At 65.5% G+C, this 11,117-nt stretch carries 10 protein-coding genes and 1 pseudogene; 5 read left to right on the forward strand and 6 right to left on the reverse strand.

Annotated features, from left to right (window positions below; all coding sequences use genetic code 11):
- Window positions 1-4: 4 nt before the first annotated feature.
- The 4 genes from MFF61_RS33355 to MFF61_RS33370 form a co-directional block, all read right to left on the reverse strand.
- Window positions 5-730 carry a hypothetical protein gene (locus MFF61_RS33355; protein ID WP_238242075.1) on the reverse strand — a complete coding sequence of 242 codons (726 nt, stop codon included), beginning with the start codon at window positions 728-730 and terminating at the stop codon, window positions 5-7.
- A gap of 249 nt (window positions 731-979) precedes the next feature.
- On the reverse strand, window positions 980-4,249 hold the full coding sequence (locus MFF61_RS33360; protein WP_238242077.1) for an error-prone DNA polymerase: 3,270 nt from the start codon (window positions 4,247-4,249) through the stop codon (window positions 980-982).
- Window positions 4,246-5,769, reverse strand: coding sequence for a Y-family DNA polymerase (locus tag MFF61_RS33365; protein WP_238242078.1), 1,524 nt, complete (start codon window positions 5,767-5,769; stop codon window positions 4,246-4,248). Before MFF61_RS33365 ends, MFF61_RS33360 begins: the two co-directional genes overlap by 4 nt.
- Window positions 5,684-6,445, reverse strand: a complete 762-nt coding sequence (locus MFF61_RS33370; protein WP_238242079.1) for an ImuA family protein — start codon at window positions 6,443-6,445, stop codon at window positions 5,684-5,686. Before MFF61_RS33370 ends, MFF61_RS33365 begins: the two co-directional genes overlap by 86 nt.
- 212 nt (window positions 6,446-6,657) lie before the next feature.
- Between MFF61_RS33370 and MFF61_RS33375 the strand changes: the two genes are divergently transcribed.
- From MFF61_RS33375 to MFF61_RS33395, 5 genes and pseudogenes are all read left to right on the forward strand, one after another.
- Entirely contained in the window at window positions 6,658-7,395 is a 738-nt protein-coding gene (locus MFF61_RS33375) for a DUF6088 family protein (RefSeq protein WP_238242081.1), read from the forward strand.
- A complete protein-coding gene (locus tag MFF61_RS33380) occupies window positions 7,376-8,488 on the forward strand; it encodes a nucleotidyl transferase AbiEii/AbiGii toxin family protein (protein WP_238242082.1) in 1,113 nt (370 codons plus the stop codon). Before MFF61_RS33375 ends, MFF61_RS33380 begins: the two co-directional genes overlap by 20 nt.
- A 56-nt stretch (window positions 8,489-8,544) precedes the next feature.
- Window positions 8,545-9,634, forward strand: a pseudogene (locus MFF61_RS33385) (hypothetical protein).
- 18 nt (window positions 9,635-9,652) lie between these two features.
- The gene (locus tag MFF61_RS33390) at window positions 9,653-9,940 is read left to right on the forward strand and encodes a TehB family protein (protein ID WP_238242083.1); all 288 of its coding nucleotides are present in this window, start codon (window positions 9,653-9,655) and stop codon (window positions 9,938-9,940) included.
- Window positions 9,909-10,061, forward strand: coding sequence for a hypothetical protein (locus MFF61_RS33395; RefSeq protein ID WP_238242084.1), 153 nt, complete (start codon window positions 9,909-9,911; stop codon window positions 10,059-10,061). Before MFF61_RS33390 ends, MFF61_RS33395 begins: the two co-directional genes overlap by 32 nt.
- Here the strand turns inward: MFF61_RS33395 and MFF61_RS33400 are convergent.
- Complete coding sequence (locus MFF61_RS33400; protein WP_238242097.1) at window positions 10,046-10,705, reverse strand: DsbA family oxidoreductase; 660 nt, start codon at window positions 10,703-10,705, stop codon at window positions 10,046-10,048. The genes MFF61_RS33395 and MFF61_RS33400 overlap by 16 nt on opposite strands.
- A gap of 66 nt (window positions 10,706-10,771) precedes the next feature.
- A partial coding sequence (locus tag MFF61_RS33405; protein WP_238242099.1) for an isochorismatase family protein occupies window positions 10,772-11,117 on the reverse strand: 346 nt, incomplete at its 5' end.

Consider the following 11,117-nt stretch of genomic DNA (forward strand, 5'->3'; position numbering starts at 1 on the left):
CACGCTACAATCCGGAAAGCCAAATTTTCGAGCGCTTGATTTCGCCGGTGAATCCTGTGACCTCCGCGAGGGCAGCTTTGTCGGCGTCCCACGAGCGTCGATCCCGGTTCGGGTCGGCCATAATCTGAGTGATCATCTCGTGAGGATCGACTGAATAGCGATAGAGCCCTCTATCGTCGAACATGCCTTTGTCACCAAAGTAGAGCAGCCGAACTTCGCTCTCGTGCTGGAAAGCCCGTCGCTTGAGCAAGAGCGACTGCGCGAAGCGTCGCGCCGAAAGCTCGAGCCGTCCTTGATTCTTCAGATAGATTTTCAAGTCTTTCTCCGACTTGTAGTCCACTTTGCCTAAGAAGCAGGTGTCGTGTGGCATTTCTGGATGTGTTGCCACCAATGCAGTTAAGAGCTTGCGAGGGGTCGACCGGATGCGCAGATAACGTTTGCTCGAATCGTTCGCATAGATGCCCCACATTGCCTCGGACAGGCTGTGCCTCGTCCAGCACTGGCCGACGAAATCGTCCTTGAAACCGTAGTCAAATCTCTTGCCATCAAGGATGCCGCCGAGGTTGAGCTGAAAATTCTCGAACTTGTCCTTCCAATTGTGAACCTGGCTCAGCACGTTGGCCTTGTCGGTGAACAAGGAGACCACGTATTCCTGTGACATGATCCGATAGACGTGTTGGTCAAGCTCCTTCTCGTTGAGATTCAGAAAGTTCATTGCAGTGCCCGGCACCTCTGCCTCCTATCAATATTTTCTGTGGCCGCAGACGACGACGAAGATCGCTCGCCCGCGGGCCGCCATAGAGCAGCCGCTCTGACCGCGATATTCGCGCGGCGCGCTGCAGCACCCTAGCGACACCGGATCGCACGCAATATCGAGAACCTTGACGTTGAATCCGCCACCCAACACAGCGACGACAAGCTGTCCGTACGATGCGTCCGGCGTCTATCCCCCTGCCCCGTTTCTTGTCCCGCTGACCTTTTACCGAAAATCCCGCGTCTTCACGCGGATCTGGTCGATATGACCGTATGTATTGCCGAGGTTGCGCGGCTGCGGGCCTTTCGGCAGGCCGCGCGGATCGGGCGACGGGCTACCATGATGCAGTTCGTCGCCACGGCCATGTGGCAGCGGGAAGGCATTGTCGCGCTCGCCGACGCTGGCGAGCTCGGCCGAGAGATCGGACAGGTGGCGAGCCACGAGATGCACCACCTCCCCTTCTCGCTGAATCCACCCGCGGACCGAGAGCATGCCGGCCGACAGCACGAGGCGGCGGTATTGCTCGAAGACCTGCGGCCAGACGACGAGATTGGCGATACCGCTTTCGTCCTCGATCGTGATGAACATCACGCCCTTGGCGCTGCCGGGCATCTGCCGGACCAGAACAAGGCCGGCGGCCTCGAGCCAGCGCCCGTCGCGCGCTGCCATCGCCTCGGTGCAAGTGACGACTCGCCGGCGCGCGAGGTCGGCGCGCAGGAACGACAGCGGATGGGCGCGCAGCGTCAGGCCGACATGGCCGTAATCCTCGACCACCTCGCCGCCGGCCTTCATCGGCCGCAGCGCGACGGCCGGCTCGCGGATCTCCGGTACGGGCCTCGCTTCGCGCGCCGCCGCGGCCGCGAAGAGCGGCAGCGGTTCGTCGCGCAGCGCCTTGATCGCCCACATCGCATCGCGTCGCGGCAGACCGAAGGCCGGCCGAAACGCATCGGCGTCGGCGAGGTGGACGAGCGCGGCGGCCGGCACGGCGGCGCGGCGCCACAGATCGTCGACCGACGAAAATCGCCGATCGCCGCGGGCGGCGATGATCTGTGCGGCGTCGCCGTTGGCGAGGCTGCGCACCATGCGCATGCCGAGGCGGACCGCGAAGCGGTCCTCGTGTTCGGTCGGCTCCAGGGTGCAATCCCATCGGGACTGATTGACGTCGACGGGGCGCACCTCGACTCCATGATCGCGCGCGTCGCGCACGATCTGCGCGGGCGCGTAAAATCCCATCGGCTGCGCATTGAGCAGCGCCGCGCAGAAGACGTCCGGGTGATGGCATTTCATCCAGGACGAGGCATAGGCCAGCAGCGCGAAGGATGCGGCATGGCTTTCAGGAAAGCCGTAGCTGCCGAAGCCCTCGAGCTGCGAAAACGTCTTCTCGGCGAACTCGCGGGCATAGCCGTTGGCGATCATGCCGTTGACCAATTTGTCCTTGAATGCCGATACGCCGCCCGTGTGTTTGAAGGTGGCCATGCTGCGGCGGAGCTGGTCGGCCTCGCCCGGCGTGAAGCCGGCCGCCGTGATCGCGATCCGCATCGCCTGCTCCTGAAACAGCGGCACCCCCAACGTCTTGCCGAGGACCGCCTGGAGTTCCGGCGTCGGATAGACGACGTCCTCCTTACCCTCGCGTCGGCGTAGGTATGGATGGACCATGTCCCCCTGGATCGGTCCCGGCCGGACGATCGCGACCTCGATGACGAGATCGTAGAACGTGCGCGGCTTCAGCCGCGGCAACATGCTCATCTGCGCGCGCGACTCGATCTGAAAGACGCCGAGCGTGTCGGCGCGGCGGATCATGGCGTAGGTGCGCGGGTCCTCGGCGGGAATGGTCGCGAGATCGAGCGCGCCCCCCTTGTGCTCCGACAGCAGATCGAAGGCGCGCTTCATGCAGGACAGCATGCCGAGCGCCAGGCAATCCATCTTCATCATGCGCAGCGCGTCGACGTCGTCCTTATCCCATTCGACGACTTGCCGCCCCGCCATCGCCGCGGGCTCGATCGGCACAAGGTCGTCGAGCCTGTCGCGTGTCAGAACGAATCCGCCGGGGTGCTGAGAGAGGTGACGCGGCGTGCCGATCAGCGCACGCGCCAGCTCGAGCGCGAGCCGCAGGCACCGGTCGCCGAGATTCATGTTGAGGTCGGCGGCGTGCTTGTCCTCGATGTCGGTGCGGGACCAGCCCCAGACCTGGCCGGACAGCATCTTGATCGTGTCCTCGGTCAGGCCCAGCGCCTTGCCGACATCGCGCAGCGCCCCTTTCGACCTGTACCTGATGACCGTCGAGCACAAAGCCGCGCGGTCACGTCCATAGGTCTCATAGACCCACTGGATGACCTCCTCCCTCCTTTCGTGTTCGAAATCGACGTCGATGTCTGGCGGCTCCTTGCGTTCGACGCTGACGAAGCGCTCGAACAGCAGGTCGTTGCGATCCGGGTCGATGGACGTGATGCCGAGCACGTAGCAGACGGCGGAATTGGCGGCCGAGCCGCGGCCCTGGCAGAGGATTTCCTTCGATCTGGCGAAACGCACGATCGCATTGACCGTGAGAAAATACGCCGCGTAATCGAGCGTGCGGATCAGCGCGAGCTCATGCGCGAGGATCTTGCGCACCCTGTCGGGCACGCCCTCGGGATAGCGCTCCGCGGCGCTCTCCCATGTGAATTTCTCCAGCGCCTCCTGCGGCGTGAGGCCCGGCATGCTGCGCTCCTCCGGATACTGATATTCGAGCTCCGACATTGAGAAGGTGCAGCGCTTCGCGATCGCGAGCGTGCGCGCGAGCGCTTCCGGATAGCGCGCGAACAGGCGGTGCATCTCCTGCGGCGATTTGAGGAAGCGATCGGCATGGCGTTCGCGCCGGAAGCCGAGCGCGTCGATCGTCATGTTGTGACGGATCGCGGTGACGACGTCCTGCATGATGCGGCGCTTCGGCTCATGAAACAGGACGTCATTGGTCACGACGGTCTCGACGCGTAGGCTGGCCGCGAGGGTCGCAAGCTCATGCAGCCGGAGTTGGTCGTTCGGCCGGCGCCGCAACGTCAGTGCCAGATAGCCCCGATCGCCGAAGGCCTCGCGCAGGCGGCGCAGCCGCTCCGCGCAGAGCGCGTCGGCGTCATCCGGGAGGAGGATGGCAATCAGGCCGGCGCCGTAGGTACGGACATCATCCCATTCGAGATGACATTTCGCCTTACCGGCGCGGCGCTTGCCTTCCGACAGCAGGCGGCACAGCCGCGCATAAGCGGCACGGTCGGTCGGGTAGACGAGCATCGACATACCGTCGGCGAGGTCGAGGCGGCAGCCGACGACCAGGCGCACGCCCGTCACCTTGGCGGCTTCATGGGCGCGCACGATGCCGGCCAGGGAATTGCGGTCGACGATGCCGAGCGCCTCGATGCCGAGCATCGCCGCCTGCGCGAACAGCTCTTCGCAGGAGCTCGCTCCCCGCAGAAACGAGAAGTGCGAGGTCGCCTGCAGCTCGACATAGCGCGGGCCGCTCATCCGAAGATTCCGTGCAGATACCAGCGCTGCGAGCCGGTCTCGCCGTGCTCGCCGTCGCCGGCGCGATAGATCCAGAACCGCTCGCCCTGTTCGTCTTCGACGCGGAAGTAGTCGCGCACGGCGTCGAGCTCGGCATCGCTGCGCCACCATTCCTCGAAGATCCGTTCGGGCCCGTCGGCACACCGCACGCGCCGGCGCACACCGCGCCAGGTGAACGTGACGGGTGGATGATCGGGCAGCAAGGCCACGGTCTCGATCGGTTCGGGCGATGCGAGGAGCCGCACCGGCCGCGGCCACGATCCCGACCAGGACGCGCCATCGTCGGCTGATGCCGGCGCGGCGCGCACGGCCGACCGTTCCGGCACGTCGCTCTGGACCGGCACGATGCGATAGAGCCGGTCGCCGCCGATGCGATTGGACAGCGTGTCGATCAGGTCGCTGATATCCACCTCCGGCGGCGCGGCGAGATCGGAGATGGTCTGCTTCTCGCTCAAGGGTTCGGCGATCGTCGCGGCGAGCCGCATGAGCTCGATGCCGAAGCCGGGATCAATGGTCTCGATCTTGTCGGCGAGGAGCCGCGTCAGGCGCTTGGCGTCGCGCACCGGCAAGGCCGTGCCGACGCGGACCGCCACCATCCGCGCGTCGACGCGGTGACAGAGAAGGTCGAGGCGCCGGGCGCCCTGCCCGCGCGCCTCGAGCAGGATGCAAAGTTCGCTGACCAGCCGGGCGATGTAGCGGGCGATCGTCTCGGCGGCCGAGATCGGCTCCGCGGATTGACGCCGCACCTCGGCGATCTCGGCGGGGCGGATCGGGTCGATCGGCTCGCTGAGGCGGTGCATCGCCTGGTCGAGTCGGCGGCCGATGTCGGACCCGAAGCGTAGCGCGAGCGGTGCGCGCGGGGTGTGTTCGAGGTCGCCGATATGGTCGAGGCCGAGCCGGCGCAGGCTGTCGACGGTCGTGGCCGGCAGCCGCAAGGCGGCGATCGGCAGGGGCATGATCGCCGCGGCGCTCTCGCCGGCGGGAGCGACGAGCGTCGGCCGCGCGGCGAAGCGCGCGAGCGCATGCGCCGCGCCCCAGGTGTCGGCCATTGCCGCGCGCGCGGACAGGCCGGCGGCGTTCAGCCGCGCGACCATATCGGCGAGCATGGCGGCCTCGCCGCCGTGTAGATGCGTGGAGCCGGTCGCCTCGATGACGAGGCCGTCGGGCGGATCGGCGGCGACAATCGGCGAATAGCGGCGCAGCGCCCAGAGCGCGAGCCGGTCGAGCGCCGCCAGCTCCGCGTCGGGCTCGGCATCACGCATGACGAGATCCCTCACCAGCGCCTGCGCCTTGCTGGCCGCCATGCCGACGCGCAGGCCCGCGCGCTGCGCGGCCGCATCAGCGGCCAAGATCTCGCGACGTCGGCCCTCGCGGCCGACAAGGACGACTGGCGTCTCAGGCGGAGGCGCGGCATCGCCCAACATCCTTCGCATCCTGTCCGTCGGCCAGGCTGGAAGGAAGAGCGAGACGACCCTGGTCATCACACGCCTCCACAACGAAATCCGCGCATTCTCCGGCACGGCTGCGGATGAGCTCGAGCAGCCAGCGCGGCCGTCCCACGCCGGGGACCGGCAGCGGCGCCGACGGCAGGGCCGATACGCGCCATCGCGTCATGGCGGCGGTCGGCATGCCGAAATCGGCCGCCTCGGTCTGGCGCCGCCAGCGCCGGACCGCGAGGCCGAGCGTGCCGGAGGCCTCGGCCGCGAGTTGGAGCCGGCGCGAGGCGGTCATGGAGAGACGCGACACCTCTGCCACGACGGCGCCCAATTCGGGATGGCGCAGCCCTTCCTCGAAACAGGCGAGCAGGGCCTTCTCGTCTCCACACTCGACATAGACGATGCGCCCGGGTGCGAGCCCGGCCTGGGCGAGCGCCGGCGCGAACAGGTCGGGCTGCGTCACGCACCACAGAACCTTGCCGCCGCTGCGCGCCGCGACGCCGGCGGCGAACAGGGCGGCGGCTGCGCCGTTCACTGCGCCGTTGCCACCCCCGGCGACCTCATGCAGCGCGCCGCGCAGCAACCCTCCCTCCGGCAGAATCCGGTCGATCGCCGCCAGGCCGAAGGGCAGGACCGCGCGCTGATGCGCGGCCCTGCCCTCGAGCCGGGCGATGCGTGCCCGGAGCTCGGACACGACGGATCGGGGGGCGGACGTACTCATGTCCTTTGCAACGCTCTCCGCATTGGATATGTTCTATGTTTGTTCTCATGAACAGCTAGAGTCAATCGGACTCGTCGAATCGCCCTGCGGGTGGAGATCGTCCGCGGAAGCTTACTGACCAAAGTTTGGATACAGATTCTGGTCAGCTTGAGTTTCAGGTTGCTACTGACCAATTTTTATATATAATCTTCGGACAGAAATGAGTGGTCCCCATGCCCGACCCGACGTCCGACACTCTCGACCGTATCCATGACCGGATCGCCCAGGCGGCGCCGGCCGGGGTGTGGTCGCGCGCCGACTTCCTGGACATCGGAACGCCGAACGCCGTCGAGAAGGCGCTGCAGCGGCTGACCCGGCGCGGCGACATCCGCCGGCCCTATCGCGGTCTCTACGACAAGCCGGGCGTCAGCAAGCTGACCGGCAAGATGGTGTTTCCGCCGCGCGCCTCGTTCATCGACGCGATCGCGCGGCGCGACAAGCTGCGGGTCCTCGTCGACGGCATGACCGCCGCGAACGATCTCGGCCTGACGACGGCCGTGCCGGCGCGCTCGACGATCTATGCCGACACCTATCCCCGGACGATCGAGATCGAGGCCAGCGCCGGCGATCCGAAGGTGACGAAGCCGGTCATCTACAAGCTCGACTTCAAGCGCATAGCGGCGAAGACCGCGTTCTGGGCCGGCCGGCCGGCCATGCGCGTCGTCCAGGCGCTCGCATGGTTTCGGGATGAGAAGGCAAGCCTCGACGCCGCCGTGAACGGCATCGTCCGGCATCTCGCGCACGATCCGAACCGCGAGAAGGTCGCGGACGATCTGCGCGAGAACATCCACGCGGTCGCGGCCTGGATGTATCCGCTGATCGAGACGATCACGCGCCGGCTCGAGGATCAAAGCGAAAGTGCGCCCGACATTGCGCGCGCGAAGGACGATCATGCAGAAGACGTTCATTGAAATCCTGCGCTCGAGCGTCGACGAACGCCGCGCGCTGTTCGAGACGGCCGCCGCGCATCTCGAGACGCAAGCGGAGAACATCGAGAAGGATCTCTATGTCTGCTGGGTGCTCGATTTCCTGTTCAACCGGCGCGGCGACGATCCGATCGGCCTCTATTTCAAGGGCGGCACGAGCCTGAGCAAGGCGTATGGACTGATCCGCCGCTTTTCCGAAGACATCGACATCGGCATCTACAAGGCCGATCTGCATGTCCCGCTCGAAGCGGAGATCGCCGCCCTGCCCTCGGTGAACCAGCAGCAGCGTGCGCTCGCCGAGAAGGTCGACGAGGCGGCGCGTCAATACATTTCCGGGCCGCTCAAGGAGCTGTTGACGAAGGAGATCTCATCCGTCGAGGAAGCGGCCGAGCTGCCAGGACATTTCTCGCTCGGCTTCGGATTCGACAATTATCGCAACAGGGACGCGCTCGACATTCTGGTGGTCGGCTACAAGAGCGTCTTCGATACCTCGGAGAGCTATGTGCAAGCCGCGGTCCGCATCGAAGGAGGCGCGCGCCCCGATCCGGAGCCGGCCGAGCCGCGCGAGATCGTCCCCTACATCGCCGACGAAATGCCGGAAGGAATGGATCTCGCCGTCCGCAACGTGACGACGGTCAGGCCGGAGCGGACCTTCTGGGAGAAGGTGCTGATCCTGCATGCGATGACGGAGATGACGGAGAAGCGGCGGGAGGATGCCAATCCCGAACGGCCGGTGCCCGATCTCAATCGGTACTCGCGTCACTACTACGACGTCCATCAGATCTGGACGCATCCCGACTATGGCGTCGCGACTGCGTCGTTGCGCGATCTCGCCGAAGCCTGCCGGCGGCACAAGGACCTGATGTTTCGCGCGCCGGATCACCGATACGACCGCGCCGTGCCGGGCAGCTATCGCCTGGTCCCGACGCCGGAGATGCGTGCGAGGCTCGCGGGCGACTATGTGCGCATGACAGCGATGATCTTCGGCACGCCGCCGGCCTTCGCCGACGTGATCGGCAGCATCGAAGCCCTCGAACATCATCTCAACGCGGCGGATGCCGGGGCGGGTGAGTCCTGACGAACACGCCGACGCCGGGTAAGGACCCGGCCGGGCCAAGTTGATAGGGTAGCCACATGGCTGAGATTTCGGAGAACGGACCTACCAGACTGCCCGATCACGGGTCGGTCGAGGCCGTGCTGGCGCGTTTGCCGGCCGGCGCCGACGAGACCGTTTTGGCCGCCGCGTTGGGTGAGGCCTTCCCCGGGTTCGCTTTCTCGGCAGCGAACGTGGATGACCAGTATTGGCGTGACACGCGCTCGGTGCTGGCGGCCGACGGAACGCGGATCGCGGAGTACCGGCCGTGGATGAAAGCGGAGCTCGCGAAAGACAATGGTGACATCGCGACCGTCTGGCGACGGTTGCAGGACACTGATCTCCAGATATCGGAATGGCACGGCAACAGCGTCTATGCTTTCGCGCCGACAGGACCCGGCGCGGCCGACTATGTGCAGATCTCGCTCGGTCGCGAGACCGAATGGCGCGCGGGTCCGATCGTGAGCCCATCACGCCGGCCGTGGGGCGAGGAGGAGCTACTCGATCCGTCATGGATCAGCCACGACGATATGTCAGACGACAAGGTGCTTGCGGGACCGCTTTACCGATTGCACGGCAAGGCGGGAAGCAGCGTCGTGCATGTGCGCAGCTTCCTCGCGCGCTACGCACGCCTCGAGCGCGACAAACGGGAGGCGCGACGACCGGAGTTGGAGCGGCGTGTCTGGGTGGGCTCCGACGGCACGCGGACCCCATTTCTCGCCTCGCAGCCCGACTATTTTGATTTCAAGCCGCGCGAGGTCCGCTTCTTTCAGGATTGGGAGGAATCGAGCGCGCGCGAACCGTGTTTACGAGCATTGGGCCCTCGACATCCGGGACTACGAACACAAGGGCGAGCGTGAGCTCGCGTTCATCCCCCGTCCGCTGCGTCTGCCGGAAGAGCGCTTGGAGGCGGGCGATTCATCCGTCCATATCCTCATGGATCGCGTCGAGGCGATCGACCGGGAGATGGGGCTTCCGTTCGCCTGGTTCTTCCTGATGACCCACGGCAACAAGGTCTCTCCCGAAGTGGGCGAGAAAATCGCGCAGGGCCTGCGCGGCGCGTGCGTGCGTCTTCCCGATCATGACGCCAAGGTGCTGCTGCGCTGGGCCAACGAGCAGTATCTCTTCTAGCGCGGGGATCGTTCCGGCATGACCGACCTTCCTGCAGACGTCGAAGCCTATAGCCGCTCACCGGAATTCAATCAGGACACCCTGCCGGCGGCGCTTCGCAAGCAACACAGCACGAGCGCGGGGACATGGGCGCTGATCCATGTTCTGGAAGGCAGGTTGACCTATCGGATCTACGAACCGCTGTGCGAGACAGTGCTGGAGCCGGGAAAGCCCGGTGTCGTGCAGCCCGAGCAGCTGCACGAGGCTGCGCCGGCAAGCACTCCAATGCGCATGTATGTCGAGTTCTACGCCGCGAGAAAATCCTGACCTGCTGACGTCGGCGGAGCGCATCGGCGTCAATGTCGTCGATGGAAGTCAGCTCGCGGCAGTGGCTGGCGTCGACATCTTCGAGCTGCAGGCGGATGCCGCCGATCACGAATTCTCGTGATTTTGTTCGGCCTCGGACAAGGTCGCCGCCAACCGCTCGAATTCCTCCTCAGGATATAGCCCGGGAATGAGCTGTCCTGCCACGAGCCAAGCCGGGGTGCCGCGAACTCCGACATATCGGGCTAATGCTTCGGACCGATCGACGAATTCTTTCGCGCTGCCATCGGCGAGTGCAGTGCGCATCGCACCAATATCGACACCATTATCCTGAGCGTGCCGGATGATCGTATCGATATCGCCCAGATCCTCCCCGCGCTCGAAATGAGCCGCGAAGAGGGCCTTCTCCAAGCCTGGGAAGTCGGCGGGCGCATGACGGCGTGTCCACTCCGCGGCAGCTAGCGCCATGCGCGTATTTGGAAGGCGCGACGGCCAATTCAGGGGCAAACCGGCGGCACGCGCTTGCGCCTCGAGCGATGCATACATCGGCCCGCTTCGGTCCTGCATGAGACGGCCTTCCGGCGGGATTTCCGGATGCGCCTCGAACGGAATGTCGGCGACATGAAAGCCGTGGCGTTCGAAGTTCGCGTTCCGTTGCTGCCCGACATAGCAGAACGGACACAGGAAATCGTACCAATGGAGCACATCCTTGGCGCCGTTCGGGAAATCCGCGGCGAGTGTCTCATCCAAGCGAGCAGGCAATGGCATCTCCGTTCGCCCACTCCCCGTCGGGTCACGCCCGATCCAGGGAGTGGATTGTTGGTGTGATAATTATCAGCTCTTCTGGTTCGCGAACATCGCCTTGGCATACTGGACGCCGATGCCGAAGCCGCCGCCAAACCGCGTGGCGATATTGATCGTGGTGTCGTAGGTCTCGGTTCGCGCCCAATCGCGCTGCAGTTCGAGCAAATAAGTCAAAGCGGTAATCGGCCGCGCGCCCGCCTGGACCATGCGCGCCACGGCGCGCTCATGTGCCTCAGTCGTGCAGTCGCCGCACGCATCCGTCACCACATAGACCTCATAGCCCTGCTCGAGCGCCGTCACGACGGGACCGTTGCAGCACACGGACGTCCACAAGCCCGCAAGGACCGCCTGGTCATTGCGGGCTTGTGGACGTCCG

The sequence above is a fragment of the Methylobacterium isbiliense genome (assembly GCF_022179325.1).
GTDB lineage: Bacteria > Pseudomonadota > Alphaproteobacteria > Rhizobiales > Beijerinckiaceae > Methylobacterium > Methylobacterium isbiliense.

What these genes read in the sequence shown, in the direction of transcription:
- MFF61_RS33360 (WP_238242077.1), bottom strand. Translation starts at nt 4,249, where the DNA reads ATGAGCGGCCCGCGCTATGTCGAGCTGCAGGCGACCTCGCACTTCTCG.
- MFF61_RS33365 (WP_238242078.1), bottom strand. Translation starts at nt 5,769, where the DNA reads ATGACCAGGGTCGTCTCGCTCTTCCTTCCAGCCTGGCCGACGGACAGG.
- MFF61_RS33370 (WP_238242079.1), bottom strand. Translation starts at nt 6,445, where the DNA reads ATGAGTACGTCCGCCCCCCGATCCGTCGTGTCCGAGCTCCGGGCACGC.
- MFF61_RS33375 (WP_238242081.1), top strand. Translation starts at nt 6,658, where the DNA reads ATGCCCGACCCGACGTCCGACACTCTCGACCGTATCCATGACCGGATC.
- MFF61_RS33380 (WP_238242082.1), top strand. Translation starts at nt 7,376, where the DNA reads ATGCAGAAGACGTTCATTGAAATCCTGCGCTCGAGCGTCGACGAACGC.
- MFF61_RS33390 (WP_238242083.1), top strand. Translation starts at nt 9,653, where the DNA reads ATGACCGACCTTCCTGCAGACGTCGAAGCCTATAGCCGCTCACCGGAA.
- MFF61_RS33395 (WP_238242084.1), top strand. Translation starts at nt 9,909, where the DNA reads ATGTCGAGTTCTACGCCGCGAGAAAATCCTGACCTGCTGACGTCGGCG.
- MFF61_RS33400 (WP_238242097.1), bottom strand. Translation starts at nt 10,705, where the DNA reads ATGCCATTGCCTGCTCGCTTGGATGAGACACTCGCCGCGGATTTCCCG.